Consider the following 19,669-nt stretch of genomic DNA (forward strand, 5'->3'; position numbering starts at 1 on the left):
ACCAAGGATGCGCGGTTCCCGGTGCTTCACCGGGCTGGGACGCGCCCGCGGCGCCCACTACGCTGACCGCCATGAACGACACGGAGCCCGGCGCCCAGGCCGCCCCGGCGGCGAAGAAGCGTTCCGGCTACCGCCGGCTGCCGGTGCAGCAGCGCCGCGAGCAGCTGATCGCCGTGGCGCTGTCGCTGTTCGCCAGCCGCCCGCCGGAGGAGGTCAGCCTGGACGACGTGGCGGAGGCCTCCGGCGCCTCCCGGCCACTGGTCTACCGGTACTTCGCCGGCGGCAAGCAGCAGTTGTACGAGGCCGCGCTGCGCAGCGCGGCCGAGGAGCTGACCAACCGGTTCGTGATCAGCTCGCAGGGCACTCCGACCGAGCAGCTGGGAGCCGTGCTGGACGGCTACTTCTCCTTCGTCGCCGAGCACGACGCGGGCTACGGCGCGCTGCTGCGCGGCGGCTCGGTGGTGGAGACCGCGCGGACCTCGGCGATCGTGGACGAAGTGCGGCGCACGGCGTTGCGCCGCACCCTGCGCTACATGGGGGTGCGGGAGGCCGGACCTCGGCTGACCCTGCTGGTCCGGTCGTGGATCTCGGTGGTCGAGGCCGCGTCACTCAGCTGGCTGGACGAGGGACGGCAGATTCCGCCGGCCGAGCTGTGCGACTGGTTGGTGGACGAGTTCGTGGCGATGACCGCCACCACCGCCGGGCACGATCCGCAGACGGCCGAGGTGCTGACCGGTCTGCTGGCCCTGGACGGGCCGGACGGACGGGCCGGACGGCTGCTGGCCCGGTTGGGCGCCCGCGCCGGGGCCTGAAGCGGGCCTGAAGCGACGGGGTCCGAGCGACGGGCGCTCAGGCCTTGCCGAGCACCTGCCGCTGCCGGCCGAGCCCGCCGATCTCCAGCTCCATGACGTCGCCGGGCTGCAGGAACGGGGTGCCGGGGCGCCCCATGGTGACGCCGGCCGGAGTGCCGGTGCTGATCACGTCACCGGGCTCCAGCACCATGAACTGGCTGATGTAGCTGACCACGGTGAGCACCGGGAAGATCATCTCGGCGGTGCTGCCGTGCTGGCGCAGCTCGCCGTTGACCCAGAGCTTGAGCTCCAGCCCCTGCGGGTCGCCGACCTCGTCCGGGGTGACCAGGTAGGGGCCGAGCGGGTTGAAGGTCTCGCAGCACTTGCCCTTGTCCCACTGGCCGCCGCGCTCCAGCTGGAAGGCGCGCTCGGTGACGTCGTTGGAGACGGTGTAGCCGGCGATGCACTCGGCCGCCTGCTGCTCGTTCTCCAGGTAGCGGGCGGTGCGGCCGATCACCACGGCCAGCTCGACCTCGTAGTCGGTCTTGGTCGCGCCGCGCGGCACCAGCACCTCGTCGTCCGGGCCGACCACGGTGTTGCTGGCCTTCAGGAAGAGCACCGGCTCGGCCGGGATCGCGGCGCCGGCCTCGGCCGCGTGGTCGCGGTAGTTCAGGCCGACGCAGACGACCTTGCCGGGCCGGGCCACCGGGGACCCGATCCGCTGGCCGGCCAGGTCGAGCACCGGCAGGGTGCCGCCGGCCACCGCGGCCGCCAGCTCCGCCCGGTCCAGCCGGGCCAGGAAGGCGCCGTCCAGCTCGGGGGTGAGGCCGGTGAGGTCGTACGCGGTGCCGTCGGGGCCGAGCACGGCCGGACGCTCGGCGCCCGGCGGTCCCACTCGGAGGAACTTCATCTGCCCATCACCTCATCGCACATTGAGGGACAACTGGAAACCCGAGGTATATCAACGAGCGGGCCGGGCCAGCCAGGGGGTCACCGTCGGCCAGTTCCTATCAATTCATCCAATCCGGCACCTTGCGCGACTAGGTGCCCGTACGGTTGACAGTCCCCAGCAGGGCCGCCAAGATGCCGGGCCGGCAGGGCTGCCCGGGCACCGGGATCCGGGCCAGCCGGCGCTGGATCGCCTCCACCTGCGGATCGCCGTCGCCCAGCGCGGCGCTGGCGGCCGGCAGCAGCTCGGCCAGCAGGCAGTACGCCTCCTCCGAGCGCCCCAGCCGCACCAGGGCCACCGCCAGGTCGTGGCAGGTGCGCAGCGTGCGCCCGTCGGCCGGTCCGAAGGCCAGCGCGAACTGCTCGACCAGCGGGCGCAGTTGCTCCACCGCGTCGGCGGGCCGGCCGTCCCCGGCGGCCTGGAAGGCGGCGTCCGCCCGGCGCCGCAGGTCGCGCACCTCCTCCAGGGCCAGGGCCAGCCGCTCGGCCACCCCGGTGGCGTCGGCGGGGCGGTCGGCCGGGTCCTTGGCCAGCAGCTCCAGCACCAGGTCGGCCGGGCCGGCCGGCAGCGCGAGCGGGCGCGGCGGCGGCTCCTCCAGGTGCTGGGCCATCAGCGCGACGGTGTTGCCCGCGTTGAACGGCCGCTCGCCGGTGAGCAGTTCGTACAGCACGCAGCCGACCGCGTAGAGGTCGGAGCGGACCGTGCCGGGCTCGCCGCGCCAGCGCTCGGGGGCCAGGTAGGGCGCGGAGCCGATCACCGCGCCGGCCGTGGTCAGCCCGTCGAGGTTGTCGCCGATCTGGGCGATGCCGAAGTCCAGCACCTTGAGCACCTGCCGGTCCGGCGCGGTGAACATGATGTTCTCCGGCTTGACGTCCCGGTGGATCACCTGGGCGGCGTGCGCCACCGCCAGCGCCGCGCAGAGCTGCCGGGCCCAGTCCAGCGCCACCGGCAGCTCGGGGCGGCCGCCGGCCAGCACGTGCTTGAGGGTCTGCCCGTTCAGCAGTTCCATCACCAGGTAGCTGAACTGCTCGCCGTCCGACTCCAGTTCGCCCAGGTCGAAGACCTGCACGATGTTGGGGTGGCTCAGCCGGGCCAGCACCGTGGTCTCGCGCCGCAGCCGGGCCAGGTCGGTGGCCGCGTCCCGACCGCCGTGGTGGCGCAGCGTCTTGACCGCGACCTGGCGCTGCAGCCGCAGGTCGTAGGCCTCCCAGACGATGCCGAAGCCGCCCCGCCCCAGCTCCCCGAACAGGCGGTAGCGGTCACCCAGCACTTCGCCGGCTCTCATGAACTCCCCCAGTGCCGTGCCCCGCCCGGCGCGCGGAGCCGTCCCGTGGGCCTGCCGCGCCAGCGATATCGTCAGTCATCGCGGGCCACTTGGCAAGGCAGGTTTCGGCACCCGGTGTCACGGGGTGTCGGGCAGCCCCGGCGGGTCGAGCTCGGAGGCGGCCACCGCCTCGTTCCCGAGCCCCCAGCGGTCCAGCACCTGGCGGTAACTGCCGTTGTGGATCACCTCGTTCAGCGCCGCCTGGACGGCGGTGATCAGCGGGTTGCCCTTCTTCACGGTGGCGGCGATCTTGCCCTGGAGCTGCTCGCCGGCGCCCGAGACGGTGCCGACCACCTCGGTCTGCCCGCTCTGCGCGGCGTGGAAGGCGCTGGTCGGGTTGGGGCCGAGCCAGGCGTCGATCCGGCCCGAGCCGAGCGCCAGGTAGTAGTCGGAGGAGTTCTGGTAGTACTTCACGTCCACCGGCTTGCGGCCGGCCTTGACGTCCTGTTCGCTCCAGTCCAGCAGCAGCTTCTCCTGGTTGGTGCCGGAGGAGACGCCGATGGTGCGCCCGGCCACGTCCGCGGGGCCGGTGACCCGCCAGCCGGCGCCCTTCTTCGCCTCGAAGGCGAGGTTGTCCAGCCGGTAGGTGGCGAAGTCGTACTTCTGCTTGCGGGCCTCGGTCACCGTGATGTTGGTGAACCCGACGTCGTACTTGCCGCTGTCCAGGCCGACGAAGACGTTCTCCCAGCTCTCCGGGTGGAACTCGGGCTTGAGGCCGAGCACGTCGGCGACCAGGTAGGCGATGTCCGGCTCGACGCCGATGACCGTCTTGTCGTCGGTGGCGGCGAAGACCAGCGGCGGGACGGTGCCGAGCGAGTCGACCACCTCCAGGGTGCCCCGGTCGCGCACCTCCTTCGGCAGCAGGGCCGCGATCGCGGCCACCTCCGGGGTGGTGACCCGGTGCTGATCGGGCGTCAGGTTGAAGCCCTGGGCGCTGGTCGACGACTTGTCGGCACCGGGCTCGGCGGTGGCACTGGCGCAGCCCGCCAGCACCGTGACGGTCAGGGCGGTTGCCAGCAGACGACGACTCATGAGGTCTCCTCTCACAGCACTTTGGCCAGGAAGGCGCGGGTGCGCGGGTGTTCGGGGCGGTCCAGCACCTGCTCGGGCGGGCCCTGTTCGACCACCACGCCGCCGTCCATGAAGACCACCGTGTCGGCCACCTCGCGGGCGAAGCCGATCTCGTGGGTGACCACCACCATGGTGCTGCCGGCGCGGGCCAAGTCCTTGATCACGTCCAGCACTTCGCCGACCAGTTCGGGGTCGAGCGCCGAGGTCGGCTCGTCGAAGAGCAGCACCTTCGGCTCCAGCGCGAGCGCCCGGGCGATCGCCACCCGCTGCTGCTGGCCGCCCGAGAGCCGGCGCGGGTACTCGTCGGCCTTGTCCGCCAGGCCGACCCGGCCGAGCAGCTCCAGGGCCAGTTCGCGCACCGCCGCCCGGGGCCGGCCGAGCGCGCTGACCGGCGCCTCGACCAGGTTCTCCAGCACGGTGAGGTGCGGGAAGAGGTTGAAGTTCTGGAAGACGAAGCCGATCCGGGTGCGCTGGCGCAGCACCTCGCGCTCGCGCAGCTCGTGCAGCCTGTCGCCGGACCGGCGGTAGCCGATCAGCTCGCCGTCGATGCTGACCACGCCGCGGGCCGGCTTCTCCAGGTGGTTGATCAGGCGCAGCAGGGTGGACTTGCCGGACCCGGACGGGCCGAGCACCACGGTCACCGTGCCGGCCGGCACGGTCAGGTCCACCCCGCGCAGCACCTCGTGGTCGCCGAAGCTCTTGTGCAGGCCCCGGACTTCGATCGTCGCCCCGCTCATGCCTTGCCCCTTCGGCTGAAGTGCCGTTCCACGTAGTACTGCAGGACCGAGAGCACGGTGGTGAGCAGCACGTACCAGACGGTGGCCACCATCAGCAGCGGCACCACCCGGCCGGTGCGCCCGTAGACCACCTGCACCTGGTAGAAGAGTTCGCCGATCGCCATCACGTAGACCACCGAGGTGCTCTTGAGCAGTGCGATCACCTGGTTGGCGGCGTTCGGCAGGATCGAGCGCATCGCCTGCGGCAGCACGATCCGGCGGATCTGACGGACCCTCGGGATGCCCAGCGCGGCCGCGGCCTGGAGCTGGCCGGGGTCGACGGCGATCACCCCGGCCCGCACCACCTCGGCGGCGTAGGCGCTCTGGTAGAGCGCCAGGCCCAGCACCGCGGCGCCCTGCGCGCTGAGCAGGTCGATGGTCCGCAGGCTCCACAGCTCGGGCCCGAACGGCACGCCCAGCGCCAGGTGTTGGTAGAGGTAGGAGAGGTTGAACCAGAACACCAGCTGGACGATCAGCGGGATCGACCGGAAGACCCAGGTGTAGGTCCACGCCAGCCCGGCCAGGATCCGGCTGCCGCTGAGCCGCAGCAGCGCCACCAGCGCGCCGAGCGCGAAGCCCAGCACCGTTCCCCAGGCGGTGAGTTCGAGGGTGGTGCCGACCGCCCGCAGGATGGTCGGGGCGGTCAGGTAGCGGGCGAAGGTGCCCCAGTCCCAGCCGGGGTTGACCACCAGCCCGTGCAGGAACTGCGCGCTGACCAGCAGCGCGGCGGCCCCGGCCAGCCAGCGCCAGGGGTGCCGGGCGGGCACCACCCGCAGCCCGGCCGGGTCCTCGGGCGCCAGGACGGCCGTCTTCTCCGCGGTGGCCATCAGGCGTGTTCCGGCGGGGAGACCTCGGACTGCGCGATCGCCGAGCCGGCCGTGCCCCACTTGTCCAGGATCCGCTGGTAGGTGCCGTCCTTGATCAGCTGGTTGACGGCGGCCTGGAAGGCGGGCGCCAGCGGGGTGCCCTTCTTGAACGCGAAGCCGACGTCGAGCCGGTGGTACTCGCCGAGGAACTTGGTGCCGGAGCCGGGCTGGGCGGCCTGGAAGCGCAGGCCGTTGATGGTGGACATCTCCACGTCGATCCGGCCCTGCTGGAGGCCGGTGAGCACGGCGCCGTTGTCCGAGTAGGACTGCACCGTGTACGGCTTCTTGCCGGCCGCCGCGCAGACCTGCTTCTTCGCGTTCAGGGTGGCCTCGAAGGTGGTGCCGCTGCCGGTGCCGATGGTCAGGCCGCAGAGCTGGGTGAGGTCGGTGACGGCGGACAGCGCCGTGTCGTCCTTCTTCACCGCGAAGCCCTGGCCGTCGTCGATGTAGGTGACGAAGTCGATGGTCTGCAGCCGGGCGGTGGTGACGCCGAAGTTGCCGGTGCCGACGTCGTACTTGCCGCTGCCCAGGGCGGGCAGGATGGTGTCGAAGGCGGCGTCCTCGCGCTGCACCGTCAGGCCCAGCACCTTGGCCACCGCGTCGGTGAGGTCGATGTCCAGGCCGGCCGGCTTCTTGCTGCCCGGGTCCGGGTAGTAGGCGCTCGGCGGGGTGCCGAAGCTCGCCCCCACCTTGATGCTGCCGGCGGCCCGCACCTGCGGCGGCAGCAGCGCGGCGATCGCGTCCACCTTCTTCTCCTGGGAGACCACGTCGCGGCCGGGGTCCACGCCCTGGGCCGGCTTCACCGGGGAGGCCTGGGACCCGCAGGCGGTCAGGGCCAGCACCGGGAGCAGGGCTGCGGCCAGGGTCTTGAGGGGTCTCACGGGGTTCGTGCCTCTCCGGGGTCGGTGGTCAGCCGCTTCGCGAAGGCCAGCGGGCCGTTCGGCGGCTGCTCGGGGTCGAACTGCGGGGTGTAGCCGGCCGCCAGGTAGAGCGCCTGGGCCTCGGGCTGGCGGGGGCCGGTGGTCAGGTGGATCCGCCAGTAGCCGGCCGCGCCCGCGCGGCGCTCCAACTCGGCCAGCACCAGCCGGGCGTGGCCCCGGCGGCGGTGCGCGGAGTGCGTCCACATGCGCTTGATCTCGGCGGTGTCCGGGTCGTACCGGCGGTAGGCACCGCCGGCCACCGGGGCGCCGTCGGCCAGCAGCAGGATCAGCAGGCCGGTGGGCGGGGCGAAGTCGACGGACGGGAAGCGGCTCATCTCCCGGTGCCCGTCGGGCCCGTACCTGCTGACGTACTCCGCGGTCAGCTCGCGGACCAGCGGCTCGGCCAGGGCGTCGTCGATGGCGACTTGACGGAACGTCAGGACGCTCACGACTGGAACGCGATCAGCTGCTGCCGGTCGCGCTCCCGGCGCAGCCGCTCGGCCTCCTGCGAGCGGGCCCGCTCGGCGTCCCGCCGGGCCACCTCCGCGCGGACCAGCGGGATCACCTGGCGGCCGAAGTCGATGGCGTCGTCCAGCAGGTGGTAGCCGCGGGCGGAGAGGATGTCCACGCCCAGGTCGTAGTAGTCGAGCAGCGCCTCGGCCACCGTCTCCGGGGTGCCGACCAGGGCGTTGGAGTTGCCCGCGCCGCCGGTGGCGGCGGCGGTCGGGGTCCACAGCGCCCGGTCGTAGCGCTCGCCGGCCTCGGCGATCCGCAGCAGGCGCTGCGAGCCGGCGTTCTGCGGCGCCTCGGCGTCGCTCCCCCGGCGGCCGATCGACTCGCCGGCCGCCTTGCGGGCGTTGATCAGGCCCACGGTGGCGCGGGCCTTCTCCCAGGCGAGTTCCTCGGTCGGCGCGATGATCGGCCGGAACGCCACCTGGATCCGCGGCGCGGTGGTCCGGCCGGCGGCCAGCGCGGCCTGCCGGACCCGCTCGATCTGCGCGGCGGTCTCGGCCAGCGGTTCGCCCCACAGGCAGTAGACGTCCGCCTGCGCCCCGCCGGCCGCGTACGCCGCCTCCGAGGAGCCGCCGAACGAGACCCCGGGGCGCGGCTGTTGCACCGGGAAGACGTCGGAGACGAAGTCGTTGAACCGGTAGTACTCGCCCTCGTGGTCGAACGGCTCCTTGCTGGTCCAGGCCCGCTTGACGATCCCGATGTACTCCCGGGTGCGGTCGTAGCGCTGGTCCTTGGTCAGGAAGTCGCCCTCGCGCTGCTGCTCGTGGTCGTTGCCGCCGGTGATGAAGTGCACCGTCAGGCGGCCCTGGCTGATCCGGTCCAGGGTGGCGAAGGTCTTCGCCGCGTAGGTCGGGTAGGAGACGTTGGGCCGGTGCGCCAGCAGGATCTGCAGCCGCGTCAGGTGCGAGGCGAGGAAGGCGGCGGCGGGCGCCGGATCGGGGGCGCCCGCGCCGTAGGCGAAGAGCACCCGGTCCCAGCCGTGGTCCTCGTGCGCCCGGCCGAGCCGCAGGGTGTAGTCGCGGTCGAAGGCGGCGGTGGAACGGCTGGTGGTCTCCGAGCCGTCATTGGTGGCGGCGATGCCGAGGAACTCGACGGGCATGGCGGTGGCTTCCTTCTCTACGGCGGCGCAGCCCGGCCGGCCCCGGCGCCGGGGGCGCGGGGACGACGGCGGGGCAGGGCGACTACCGTGCGGGCGGGGAGAGTTGGAGCAGGCGGAGGCGAGGCGGCGGGTCGGCCGGCAGGCGGGCGGCGGCACAGGGGCCGGCAGGGCTCATGCGGGGGCGACAGCAGGCCTCGGCCCGCGACGGGGCACCGAGGGAGGAGTCTCCGAGTGGAGGGGGGCCGATCGGACGGCCCGCTGCCGGATCAGCCCGGACAGGCCGCCGACCACACTCGACCGAAGTCGATGTGGTCGCGGGTGACCAGGGGCTGCACGGCGTTCATGGCGTCAAGTTGAGCAGCGAACAAGGGAATCCGTCAACCACCCACCCACCCTTGACATCCGCCGACCCCGGCTGATTCGATCGCCGACGGAGCGAGAGCAGTGCCGCCGCGTTGAGGGACGCGGCCGCGTGAGGTCCGGCCCGTGGGTCCGCCATCCCACCTGCCACTGGAGCCCGCCCCATGGCCACCCCGCCCGAGGTCCTCACCGCCACCGGTCCGCCCGCCGCCCGCCCCTCCCCGGCCGACCTGCCGATCGTCCGGCGCCGCCGCCCCGGCCAGTGGATCGGCTCCGCGCTGGTCCTGCTGCTGCTCGGCGCGCTCGCCGCCTCGGTGCTGCGCAACCCGCGCTTCCAGTGGGGCGTGGTCGGCGACTACTTCACCACCGACGCGGTGCTGCACGGACTGACCCTGACCCTGTGGCTCACCGCCGCCACCACCGCCCTCGGCTTCGCCCTCGGCACCCTGCTGGCGGCCGCCCGGATCTGGGGCAACCTGCTGCTGCGCAGCCTCAGTTGGGGCTACGTCTGGCTGTTCCGGTCGATCCCGCCGCTGGTCCAGCTGCTGCTCTGGTTCAACATCGGCGCGCTCTACCCCGAGCTCGGCTTCGGCCCGTTCAGCGTCCGCACCGTCAACCTGTTCGGGCCGCTGCTCACCTCGGTGGTCGGACTGACGCTGCTGGAGGCCGCGTTCGCCGCCGAGGTGGTGCGCGGCGGGCTGCTCTCGGTGGACCAGGGGCAGTTGGAGGCCGCCCAGTCGCTCGGGCTGGGCCGGTGGCGGGTGCTGCGCCGGATCGTGCTGCCGCAGGCGATGCGCTCGATCGTGCCGACCGCCGGGAACATGCTGATCGGGCTGCTCCGCTCCACCTCGATCGTCAGCGTGCTGGCCGTCCAGGACCTGCTCTACTCGGTCCAGTTGATCTACAACCAGACCTACCAGGTGATCCCGCTGCTGCTGGTCGCCACGCTCTGGTACCTGGTGCTCACCACGCTGCTCTCGATCGGCCAGTACTACCTGGAGCGGCGGTTCGCCCGGGGCGCCGGCCGGGGCGCGCTGCCGCCCACCCCGGTGCAGCGCGCCCGGACGGCGCTGGCCGGCCTGCGGACCCGGGTGGACGCCCGCTGAGCAGGGCTGCCGCCCCGCGGGGGCGGGTGAAAGGATGGCGGGCAGGGTTGTCGACGGCGCGGCCCTGAGTCCACGACGAGGAGTACAGCCATGGCCAAGCAGGCCCCGTCGACCGATCCGGCGCAGGACGCCCCGGCGGTCGGCGCCCCCAAGCACGCGGCGGCCGGGCTGCCCGCGATCGGGCACAGCCTGCGGATGGCCAGGGAGCAGATGGGCACCGCCCGGGCCGTCTCCACCCTGCTCAAGGTGAACCAGCAGGGCGGCTTCGACTGCCCGGGCTGCGCCTGGCCCGAGCCGGACAAGCCGCACACCGCCGAGTTCTGCGAGAACGGCGCCAAGGCGGTGGCCGAGGAGGCCACCGAGCGCCGGATCACCGCCGAGTTCTTCGCCGCCCACCCGGTGGCCGAGCTGGCCGAGCGGTCCGGCTACTGGCTGGGCCAGCAGGGCCGGCTCACCGAGCCGATGCTGCTGGCGGAGGGCGCCACCCACTACGCCCCGGTGTCCTGGGAACGGGCCTTCGAGATCGTCGCCGAGGAGCTGCGGGCCCTGGACACCCCGGACGGCGCCGCCTTCTACACCTCCGGCCGCACCAGCAACGAGGCCGCCTTCGCCTACCAGTTGTTCGCCCGCAAGCTCGGCACCAACAACCTGCCGGACTGCTCCAACATGTGCCACGAGTCCTCGGGCTCGGCCCTGGTGGAGACCCTGGGCGTGGGCAAGGGCAGCGTCAGCCTGAAGGACCTCTACCAGGCCGACCTGATCATCGTGGCCGGCCAGAACCCGGGCACCAACCACCCCCGGATGCTCTCCGCGCTGGAGCGGGCCAAGCGGGCGGGCGCCACCGTCGTCAGCGTCAACCCGCTGCCGGAGGCCGGCCTGGAGCGGTTCAAGAACCCGCAGAACGCGCGCGGGCTGGTCGGCAACGGCACCAAGCTGACCGACCTGTTCCTGCAGATCCGGCTCGGCGGCGACCTGGCGCTGTTCCGGGCGCTCAACCAGCTGATCCTGCGCGCCGAGGGCGGGGTCGACGAGGCGTTCGTCGCCGAGCACTGCCACGGCTTCGCCGAGTTCGCCGCCGAGGCCGAACTGACCGACCGTCAGGAGGTGCTGGCCGCCACCGGCCTGCCCTGGGAGCAGATCGAGCAGCTGGCCGAACTGGTACTGCGCTCCCGCAAGGTGATCGTCTGCTGGGCGATGGGCCTGACCCAGCACAAGCACTCGGTGCCGACCATCCGCGAGGTGGTCAACTTCCTGCTGCTGCGCGGCAACGTGGGCCGCCCCGGGGCCGGCGTCTGCCCGGTGCGCGGGCACAGCAACGTGCAGGGCGACCGCACCATGGGCATCTTCGAGCGGCCCGCCGAGTCCTTCCTCGACGCGCTGGCCGGGGAGTTCGCCTTCGAGCCGCCGCGCCACCACGGCTTCGACGCGGTGGACACCATCCGGGCGATGCGGGACGGCCGGGTCAAGGTGTTCTTCGCGATGGGCGGCAACTTCGTCGCCGCCACCCCGGACACCCTGGTCACCGAGGCCGCGATGCGCCGCTGCGCGCTCACCGTGCACGTCTCCACCAAGCTCAACCGCTCGCACGTGGTGACCGGCGCCCGGGCGCTGATCCTGCCCACCCTGGGACGCACCGACCGCGACCGCACCGAGCGCGGCGACCAGTTCGTCACCGTCGAGGACTCGATGGGCCTGGTGCACTCCTCGCAGGGCCGGCTGCGCCCGCCCGCGCCCGGGCTGCTCTCCGAGACGGCGATCGTCTGCCGGCTGGCCCGGGCCGTGCTCGGCGAGGCCGACCCGCTGCCCTGGGAGGAGTTCGCGGCCGACTACGACCTGATCCGGGACCGGATCGCCCGGGTGGTGCCGGGCTTCGCCGACTTCAACGCCCGGGTCCGCGCCCCCGGCGGCTTCGCCCTGCCGCACGGCCCGCGGGACAGCCGCACCTTCCCCACCGCGACCGGCAAGGCCAACTTCACCGTCAACCCGCAGACCGCGCCCGAGGTGCCGCCCGGCCGGCTGCTGCTGCAGACCCTGCGCTCGCACGACCAGTACAACACCACCGTCTACGGCCTCGACGACCGCTACCGCGGCATCAAGGGCGGCCGCCGGGTGGTGCTGGTGAACCCGGCCGACGCGGCCGAGCTCGGCCTGACCGAGGGCGGGTACGTGGACCTGGTGAGCGAGTGGACCGACGGGGTGGAGCGGCGCGCCCCGCACTTCCGGGTGGTGCACTACCCGGTGGCCCGCGGCGGGGCGGCGGCCTACTACCCGGAGACCAACGTGCTGGTGCCGCTGGACTCCACCGCCGACATCAGCAACACCCCGACCTCCAAGGCCGTGGTGGTGCGCTTCGAGGCCGACTCCGGGATCGGAGCCGGCCCCGAGCGGGACTGACGGACCGAAAGCTGACGAGCCGTGGACTGACGGACCGACGGCCGGCGGGCGGTCAACCGGCCGTCGGCGACCCGGTGCCGCTCGCCGACGGACTGCCGGTGGCCGACGGCGAGCCCGTACCGGACGGCGAGCCGCTCGGCGAACCCGTGGAGCTGGCCGACGGACTGCCGGTCGCGGACGGCGAGCCGGTGCCGGACGGCGAGCCGCTCGGCGAGCCCGAGCCCGAGGGGTTGGTCGTGGGCGGACCCGACGGGGTCGGCGGACCCACCGTCGGCGCCGGCGGGGTGACCGGCACGATCGGGCCGACCGCCGGCAGCGGGGGCGCCGCGGGCAGGCCCGGCTGGGCGGCCAGGCCCGGCGCGACCGGGGTGAGCACGTCGGCGTTCTTCACCGCGTCCGGCACCTTCCAGGCGCCGCCCGCGTCGTCGGCCGCGGCCTGCGGGTCCGGCCGGACCGCGCCGAGGATCGGCGCCATGCCGATCGGCGAGACCCGGACCACCGCGCCGGTGTGCGGGGCCTGCACCACGAAGCCGCCGCCGATGTACATCGCGACGTGCTCGGCGGTGGCGTAGTAGAGCACCAGGTCGCCGGGGCGCAGCTGGTTCAGCGGAATGTGCTGCAGCCCGGCCCACTGGTCCTGGCTGGTCCGCGGGATCTGCACCCCGGCGTGCAGCCAGGCCTGCGAGGTCAGGCCGGAGCAGTCGTAGGAGTCCGGGCCGATCGCGCCCCAGACGTACGGCTTGCCGAGCTGGGCCAGCGCGAAGGCCACCGCCTGCCGCCCGGCCGCGGACGGGGTGCGCTCGCCCTGGCCGAGCACGCCGGAGGCCAGCAGGGCCTTCTGCGCGTCGTCGGCCTGCTGCTGCTCCAGCTGGGCCAGCTCGGTCTGCTGAGCCCCGGTCAGACCGGAGACCAGCTGCTCCACGGTGGCCAGCTGGCGGGCGATCTCGGTCTTGTTCTGGTCCTGCTGGGCGAGCAGCGCCTGGGTGTCGGAGAGCGCTCCCGCGGACTGCGACTTGAGCTGCTGGAGCTGGCTCTGCTCGGTCTTCAGCTGGGCGATGAAGGCGGCCTGCGAGCGGCCGGCGGCGGCCAGCAGCTCGCCCATGTGGACGGCCTGGTAGGGGTCGTTGGTGAGCAGCAGCTGGCCGTAGGCGGACAGGTTGCCGTTCTGGTACTGGTCGGCGGCCAGCTCGGCGGCCACGTCCAGGCCGGCGTCCACCAGTTGCTGCTGCTGGGCGAGCTTGGCGTCGGCCGCGTTGACCGCGTTCTGCTTGTCCGAGAGCTGCTGGGCCGTGGTGTTGTACTGCTCGGTGGCCGCCTCGGCGTTCTGGTAGAGCTGGTGGATCCGGTCCAGCAGCGGGCCCAGGGTGGCCTCGGCGGCGGCCAGCGGATCGCCCGGCGCACCGGGCGCACCGGGCACGGCCGTGGCGGTGGCCGACGGGTCGGCGCCGGGCGTCGGCGCGGCGAAGGCCGCTCCCCCGGCGGCCGGCAGCGCCAGCGCGGCGACCGCGAGCACTGCTCCGCAGCGCAGCGCGGCTCTCAGCCACGGCTTCGATCCCGTCAGATGCTCATGTGTCACGGCGCGCATCGGCCCCCCTCGGCCCCGTTTTCCGGTGGCCCGCCGGCTGCGAACCCCCCGCCAGATCCTGCCATGCGGGTGTCCGGTAGCGGCAGGGCGCATCGGAAGACCTGATGAATTCTCAGGCACTCCTCACCCCGTGACGCAGATCTCAGCAAACTGCCGTCAATCGGAATTTTCCCGACATTCGGCCAGGTCAGGAGGGTCTTCGTCATGAGCTGTATGCCAGGAGGCAAGATATCGGACACGAACAGCCCTGTGAAGCCCGCACTAGTTAACCTTCCGTTCACCCGGCCTCCCTACGGTCGCGGCTGACGACAGCTGAACAACCCACGTCAGCCCGACACCTACGACGATTGTTTGGTTCATGGAACACATCACGTTCCTGGTGGCGGTGGTGATCGTCACGGCGCTCGCCTTCGACTTCACCAACGGCTTCCACGACACCGCCAACGCGATGGCCACGTCCATCGCCACCGGCGCGCTGCGACCCAAGGTCGCCGTCACCATCTCCGCAGTCCTCAACTTCGCCGGCGCCTTCCTCTCCGTGAAGGTCGCGAGCACCATCTCCGGCGGCATCGTCAACGAGAAGGCCGGCCTGCACCCGTCGGTGATCTTCGCGGCACTGGCCGGAGCGATCCTCTGGAACCTGCTCACCTGGCTGCGCGGCCTGCCCTCCAGCTCCTCGCACGCGCTGTACGGCGGCCTGATCGGCGCCACCGTGGTCGGCGCCGGACTGCACGCGGTGAACTTCAGCACCGTGGTCACCAAGATCCTGATCCCGGCGGTCGCCTCCCCCCTGGTGGCCGGCCTGGCCGCCTGGGGCGCCACCAAGGCCGCCTACCTGATCACCCGCAAGGCCGGCGAGAAGAACAGCGAGAAGGTCTTCCGCAAGGGCCAGATCGCCTCCTCCTCGCTCGTCTCGCTCGCCCACGGCACCAGCGACGGCCAGAAGACCATGGGCATCATCACCCTGGCCCTGATCTCGGCCGGCGCACTGCCCAAGCACGCGATGCCCCCCACCTGGGTGATCGTCAGCGCCGGCGCCGCCATGGCGCTGGGCACCTACATGGGCGGCTGGCGGATCATCCGCAGCCTGGGCAAGGGCCTGACCGAGGTCCGCCCGCCGCAGGGCCTGGCCTCCGAGACCGCCACCGCGGCCGTCATCCTGACCTCCTCGCACATGGGCTACGGCCTGTCCACCACCCAGGTGGTCGGCGGCGGCGTGATGGGCGCCGGCCTCGGCGGCCCGAACGGCAACGTGCGCTGGAGCATGGCCCGCCGGATGGTCGCCTCCTGGGCGCTGACCCTGCCGGCCGCCGCGGTGGTCTCCGGTGCCGCCGCCTTCGTCGCCGACCAGGGCACCTGGGGCGTGGCGCTGGTCGGTGCCGCGCTGGTGCTCGGCTCCGGCGCGATGTGGCTGATCTCCCGCCGCTCCCCGGTCACCGCGGACAACGTCACCGAGGTCACCCCGGTCGAGGTCGAGGTCGCCCCGACGCCCGGCCAGGCCGCACCGTCCCCCGCCACCACCACCGTCGCCGCCTGAGGAGGACCGCCGTGCACATCAACTGGAACGCGCTGGGCAGCACCGCTGCGTTCAGCTTCCTGGTCACCGTCGGCGTGGTCGCCGCCTTCTCGCTGGGCGTCCTGGCCCTCGCCCGCCGGGAGGCCGCCACGGCCGGCGGCGCCCCGGGCGGCGCCAAGGCCACCGCGGCACTGGCCGGCGCCGGCCTCTGCTTCGCCGCCTGCGCGGCGGCGGTCGGCTACGGGATCAGCATGCTCGCCGGCTGACCGACGCTCAGCGGACGCGGAAGGGCCGCGTGGTGGACCATCCACCACGCGGCCCTTCCGCGTCCGCCCGAGGGGGCTCAGACCCGCTCGGCGGCCGCCTGCGCCTGCGGCTGGGGCTGCGGCTCGGCCGCCGCCCGGGCCCGCAGCGGCACCTCGCGGATGAACAGCACCACCAGGAAGGCCACCGCGGCGGCCGGCGCGGCGACCAGGAAGACGGTGCCGACGCCGTGCCCGAACGCGTCGGTGACCAGCGGCACCAGCGGCGCGGGCAGGGTGTGCAGATCGGGCAGCTCGCCGCCGCCCAGCGCCCCGGCCGGCACCGGCAGGTGGGCGTGCGCCAGGTTCTGCGCCAGGAAGTGGCTGACCCGGTTGCCGAGCAGCGCACCGAGCGCCGAGACGCCCATCGCGCCGCCCATGGTGCGGAAGAAGGTGACCGCCGAGCTGGCAGTGCCCAGCTCCTTGGCGGAGACCGTGTTCTGCACCGCGAGCACCAGGTTCTGCGAGGTCAGGCCGAGGCCGATGCCGGTGAGGGCCATGTAGACCGCCAGCGGGCCGTAGCCGGTGTCGGCCCGGGCCGTGCCGAGCAGCGCGAGGCCGACCGCGAGCAGGAAGGTGCCGGCCACCAGGAAGCGCTTCCACTTGCCGTAGCGGGTGATCAGCCGGCCGGCCACCGCGGAGGAGACGGCCAGACCCAGGATCATCGGCAGGGTGAGCACGCCGGCCATCGTCGGGGTCTTGCCCTTGGCCAGCTGGAAGTACTGGCCGAGGAAGGTGGTGGTGCCGTACATCCCGATGCCGACCAGGGCGCTGGCCACCGCCGCCAGGCTCACCGTGCGGTACCGGAACAAGGAGAGCGGGATCACCGGCTCGGCGGCCCGGCGCTCGGCCAGCACGAAGAGCACCGCGAGCAGCAGCCCGCCGCCGACCATCGCCGCGGTCTGCCAGGAGGCCCAGGCGTAGTCCTTGCCGGCCAGCGTGACCCAGACCATCAGCAGGCTGACCGAGGCGGCGACCAGGACCGCGCCACGGTAGTCGATCTTCGCGGCGCGCTTGACCACCGGCAGGTGCAGGGTGCGCTGCAGCACCACGATGGCGATCAGCGAGAACGGGATGCCGACGTAGAAGCACCAGCGCCAGCCCAGCCAGGAGGTGTCCACGATGACCCCGCCGATCAGCGGTCCGCCGATGGTGGCGAGCGCGAAGACCGCGCCGAAGTACCCGCTGTACCGGCCGCGCTCGCGCGGCGGGACCATCGCCGCCAGGCAGATCTGACCCAGCGCCACCACGCCGCCGGCGCCGACGCCTTGGAGCACCCGGCAGGCGATCAGCTCGCCGGTGTTCTGCGAGAGGCCGGCCAGGCCCGAGGAGACGATGTACATCACCAGGGCGATCTGCACCAGCAGCTTCTTGCTCACCAGGTCGGAGAGCTTGCCCCAGATCGGGGTGGTGGCGGTGAGCGAGAGCAGCGCGGCGGTGATCACCCAGGTGTAGGCGGACTCGCCGCCGTGCAGGTCGTTGAGGATCGTCGGCAGCGCGTTGGAGACGATGGTCGAGGAGAGGACCGCCACGAACAGGCCGATGAGCAGCCCGGAGAGGGCTTCGAGCACCTCCCGGTGGGTCATCGGGCGGTCCTCGTGCGCGGCTCGGCGCACACCTGCTGCGGGTGTCATGGGGGCGGCCCTCCGGTGGTCGACGGGAAGAGAATCGTTGCCTTAGGCAACTATATGAAGATTAGTTGACCTAGGCAACCTTCTTCCCGTCACACCCCCGCGACCACCTGGCTCCGGAACGGGCGTCAGCCCTCGGGGGCCACCGGAGCAGGCGCCGCCGCGACCGACTCGTTGAACCGGGCCAGCAGCCGGCCGAACCGGCTCAGGTCCGCCGGGTCCCAGCTGCACAGCATCTCCCGGAAGGAGGCCAGCCGGGCCTCGTGCGCACGGGCGTAGCGGCTCGCACCGTCCTCGGTGAGCGAGACCAGCGAGGCCCGGCCGTCCAGCGGGTCCGGCTCGCGGGAGACCAGGCCGAGCTCCTCCAGCGCCTTGATCTGGCGGCTGATGGTGGCCTTCCCGACGCCGAAGTGGCAGCCCACGTCGGTCACCCGGACCTGGCCGGCCTCGGCCAGGTGGGCCAGCAGCGAGTAGGCCATGCCCTCCAGCTGCGGGTGGACCAGCCGGGACATCTCCGCCGACCGGGCCCGGCCGCGCCGGAACATCACCGCCACCTCGCGCTCGACCTCGCGGAAAGCCGCCTCCTGCCGCTGCGTCAGCCGATCGTCCACGCCCACCGTCCGGTTCGCCGCCAAGGCGCCGGCCCCCGGCGCGCGAACAGTATCCACCAGGCCGCCACGGACCCCGCTCGGCGCGGGAGAGCCGATCCGGAAACCATTCATGTTATGAAGTGTCCGGTTACTCCCGTTTTCCACTCATCCGTCCAAGGGGGCATCAGATGCCAGGATTCGTCGGCGAACTGAAGGACGCGGTCACCGGACGGGCCGCCGCCATGGTGATCGCCACCCTGCTGCTCCAACTCGGCTTCGTCGTCTCGTACGTCGGCGCGCTGCACCACCCGACGCCGCACCGGCTCTCCATCGGGGTGGCCGCGCCGGCCCAGGTGCAGCCACAGCTGATCGGCGCGCTGCGGCAGGTGCCGAACGACGCGGTCGAGCCCGTGCCGGTCGCCTCCGCAGCCGACGCCGAGGCCCGGATCAAGGACCAGAAGATCTACGCGGCGCTGCTCTTCGACCCGGCCGGCACCCAGGACGTGCTGCTGGTCGCCGACGCCCGCGGGCCCGCCGCCTCGGTCGCCGCCCAGACCATCGTGACCGCGCTGGAGCAGAGCCAGGGCCGCACCGTGCAGGTGCGCGACGTGGTGCCGCTGGCCGCCGGGGACGCCAAGGGGCTGTCCGCCTTCTACCTGGTGATCGGCTGGTGCGTCGGCGGCTACCTGGTCGCCTCGATCCTCGGCATCAGCGCCGGCTCGCGGCCCGCCAACCGCGACCGGGCGGTGATCCGCACCGGGGTGCTGGCGCTCTACTCGCTCGCCGCCGGACTCGGCGGGGCGGTGATCGTCGGGCCGGTGCTGGGCGCGCTGCCCGGCAGCACCGCCGGGCTCTGGGGCGTGGGCAGCCTGGTCGTCTTCGCGGTCGGCGCGGTGACCATGGCGCTGCAGTGCCTCTTCGACATCGTCGGCATCGGACTCGCGGTGCTGCTCTTCGTGGTGCTCGGCAACCCGAGCGCGGGCGGCGTCTACCCGCCGCCGCTGCTGCCGCCGTTCTGGCGGGCGATCGGCGGCTGGCTGCCGAACGGCGCGGGCACCGACGCGGCCCGCTCGATCGCCTACTTCGGCGGCACGAACCTCACCGCGCCGCTGCTGGTGCTCTCCGCCTGGGCGGTGGCCGGGGTGGCCGTGGCCCTGCTCGCGGTGAGCCTGCGCCCGCGGAGCGGCCGGATGCCGGTGCCGGCCGCTCCGGCGGACAGCGCCGGGTGAACCGTCAGCCCACCCGGGCCGGCGGCTCGCTCCGGTCGCCCTCGGCGTCGGTGGAGCGGGTGTTGGTGAAGACCCACTTCTTCATCGCCCAGTAGCGGAAGGCCATCGCGACCAGGGTGCCCAGGATCATGCCGCTGACGAAGTCGGCGACCTCCTGGGTGAAGTGGGTCACGCTGGGCTCGCGCAGGTTGAAGACGTAGCGGCTGACCATCAGCGGGAGGTCGTTCACGCCCACCGCGATCGCGCTGACCACGATGAACGGGATCGCCTCCTTGTGGCTGCCCTCGGAGCGGAACGACCACGCGCGGTTCCACAGGTAGGACACCACCGTCGCGGCGGCGGTGCCGATGGTCAGCGCGACCACCGGCTTGTTCTGGCAGACGGTGTACTTGAGCGCATAGTTGATGATCATGGTCAGCACGAAACACGTGCCACCGACCACGAGGAACTTCACCAGGCTGCGGTGCTGCACGAGGATGGGTCGCAGCGGCCCCGGCACCTTGGCCAGGGCTTTCTGTGTACGCGATGGCATTGGCGCAGTGTCGCACAGGAACCCGGGGCACCGTGACCCGACTCCCCGCCCCGCCGCGCCGCGGCGGTACGGGTGGTAGGGGTCTGAATGTGGTAGTGCGGCGGCCCGGTCGACC

Annotated in this window: 18 protein-coding genes; 6 read left to right on the top strand and 12 right to left on the bottom strand. The window is 72.8% G+C overall.

Going from position 1 to position 19,669, the window contains the following annotated elements; all coding sequences use genetic code 11:
• The first annotated feature begins 71 nt into the window (after window positions 1-71).
• Entirely contained in the window at window positions 72-812 is a 741-nt protein-coding gene (locus FHX73_RS08600; protein ID WP_145904428.1) for a TetR/AcrR family transcriptional regulator, read from the top strand.
• 37 nt (window positions 813-849) lie between these two features.
• Here the strand turns inward: FHX73_RS08600 and FHX73_RS08605 are convergent, their stop codons facing one another.
• The 8 genes from FHX73_RS08605 to FHX73_RS08640 all read right to left on the bottom strand — a co-directional run bounded on the left by FHX73_RS08605 (window position 850) and on the right by FHX73_RS08640 (window position 8,309).
• Window positions 850-1,701: a fumarylacetoacetate hydrolase family protein gene (locus FHX73_RS08605; protein ID WP_145904429.1), complete on the bottom strand. Its 852-nt coding sequence runs from the start codon at window positions 1,699-1,701 to the stop codon at window positions 850-852.
• Between the two features lie 130 nt (window positions 1,702-1,831).
• Window positions 1,832-3,025: a serine/threonine-protein kinase gene (locus FHX73_RS08610; protein ID WP_145904430.1), complete on the bottom strand. Its 1,194-nt coding sequence runs from the start codon at window positions 3,023-3,025 to the stop codon at window positions 1,832-1,834.
• Between the two features lie 117 nt (window positions 3,026-3,142).
• On the bottom strand, window positions 3,143-4,096 hold the full coding sequence (locus FHX73_RS08615) for an ABC transporter substrate-binding protein (protein ID WP_145904431.1): 954 nt from the start codon (window positions 4,094-4,096) through the stop codon (window positions 3,143-3,145).
• Between the two features lie 11 nt (window positions 4,097-4,107).
• On the bottom strand, window positions 4,108-4,872 hold the full coding sequence (locus tag FHX73_RS08620) for an amino acid ABC transporter ATP-binding protein (protein WP_145904432.1): 765 nt from the start codon (window positions 4,870-4,872) through the stop codon (window positions 4,108-4,110).
• Window positions 4,869-5,738 carry an amino acid ABC transporter permease gene (locus FHX73_RS08625; protein WP_145904433.1) on the bottom strand — a complete coding sequence of 290 codons (870 nt, stop codon included), beginning with the start codon at window positions 5,736-5,738 and terminating at the stop codon, window positions 4,869-4,871. The genes FHX73_RS08620 and FHX73_RS08625 overlap by 4 nt, the downstream gene beginning before the upstream one ends.
• Window positions 5,738-6,658, bottom strand: a complete 921-nt coding sequence (locus FHX73_RS08630; RefSeq protein WP_145904434.1) for an ABC transporter substrate-binding protein — start codon at window positions 6,656-6,658, stop codon at window positions 5,738-5,740. The genes FHX73_RS08625 and FHX73_RS08630 overlap by 1 nt, the downstream gene beginning before the upstream one ends.
• Entirely contained in the window at window positions 6,655-7,146 is a 492-nt protein-coding gene (locus FHX73_RS08635; RefSeq protein WP_145904435.1) for a GNAT family N-acetyltransferase, read from the bottom strand. The genes FHX73_RS08630 and FHX73_RS08635 overlap by 4 nt, the downstream gene beginning before the upstream one ends.
• A complete protein-coding gene (locus tag FHX73_RS08640; RefSeq protein WP_145904436.1) occupies window positions 7,143-8,309 on the bottom strand; it encodes an LLM class flavin-dependent oxidoreductase in 1,167 nt (388 codons plus the stop codon). Before FHX73_RS08640 ends, FHX73_RS08635 begins: the two co-directional genes overlap by 4 nt.
• 524 nt (window positions 8,310-8,833) lie before the next feature.
• Between FHX73_RS08640 and FHX73_RS08645 the strand changes: the two genes are divergently transcribed.
• Complete coding sequence (locus tag FHX73_RS08645) at window positions 8,834-9,775, top strand: amino acid ABC transporter permease (RefSeq protein WP_145904437.1); 942 nt, start codon at window positions 8,834-8,836, stop codon at window positions 9,773-9,775.
• A 90-nt stretch (window positions 9,776-9,865) separates the two neighbouring features.
• Window positions 9,866-12,169 carry an FdhF/YdeP family oxidoreductase gene (locus FHX73_RS08650; RefSeq protein WP_145904438.1) on the top strand — a complete coding sequence of 768 codons (2,304 nt, stop codon included), beginning with the start codon at window positions 9,866-9,868 and terminating at the stop codon, window positions 12,167-12,169.
• A gap of 52 nt (window positions 12,170-12,221) precedes the next feature.
• On the opposite strand, the gene FHX73_RS08655 is transcribed toward FHX73_RS08650, so the two are convergent.
• A complete protein-coding gene (locus tag FHX73_RS08655; protein WP_246213421.1) occupies window positions 12,222-13,745 on the bottom strand; it encodes a C40 family peptidase in 1,524 nt (507 codons plus the stop codon).
• Between the two features lie 367 nt (window positions 13,746-14,112).
• Here FHX73_RS08655 and FHX73_RS08660 point away from each other — a divergent pair, with 367 nt between their 5' ends.
• A complete protein-coding gene (locus FHX73_RS08660) occupies window positions 14,113-15,291 on the top strand; it encodes an inorganic phosphate transporter (protein ID WP_145904439.1) in 1,179 nt (392 codons plus the stop codon).
• 11 nt (window positions 15,292-15,302) lie between these two features.
• Window positions 15,303-15,536, top strand: coding sequence for a hypothetical protein (locus FHX73_RS08665; RefSeq protein ID WP_145904440.1), 234 nt, complete (start codon window positions 15,303-15,305; stop codon window positions 15,534-15,536).
• A gap of 77 nt (window positions 15,537-15,613) precedes the next feature.
• Here the strand turns inward: FHX73_RS08665 and FHX73_RS08670 are convergent, their stop codons facing one another.
• Both FHX73_RS08670 and FHX73_RS08675 read right to left on the bottom strand, forming a co-directional pair.
• Entirely contained in the window at window positions 15,614-17,158 is a 1,545-nt protein-coding gene (locus tag FHX73_RS08670) for an MDR family MFS transporter (RefSeq protein WP_145904441.1), read from the bottom strand.
• A 173-nt stretch (window positions 17,159-17,331) separates the two neighbouring features.
• On the bottom strand, window positions 17,332-17,925 hold the full coding sequence (locus tag FHX73_RS08675; RefSeq protein WP_145904442.1) for a MarR family winged helix-turn-helix transcriptional regulator: 594 nt from the start codon (window positions 17,923-17,925) through the stop codon (window positions 17,332-17,334).
• Window positions 17,926-17,981: 56 nt separating this feature from the next.
• On the opposite strand from FHX73_RS08675, the gene FHX73_RS08680 reads away from it, so the two are divergent.
• Window positions 17,982-19,022, top strand: a complete 1,041-nt coding sequence (locus FHX73_RS08680; protein ID WP_145904443.1) for a DUF3533 domain-containing protein — start codon at window positions 17,982-17,984, stop codon at window positions 19,020-19,022.
• Between the two features lie 4 nt (window positions 19,023-19,026).
• On the opposite strand, the gene FHX73_RS08685 is transcribed toward FHX73_RS08680, so the two are convergent.
• Complete coding sequence (locus tag FHX73_RS08685; RefSeq protein WP_145904444.1) at window positions 19,027-19,554, bottom strand: GtrA family protein; 528 nt, start codon at window positions 19,552-19,554, stop codon at window positions 19,027-19,029.
• Window positions 19,555-19,669: the final 115 nt, after the last annotated feature.

This window comes from Kitasatospora viridis (assembly GCF_007829815.1).
In the GTDB taxonomy this organism is placed as follows: domain Bacteria; phylum Actinomycetota; class Actinomycetes; order Streptomycetales; family Streptomycetaceae; genus Kitasatospora; species Kitasatospora viridis.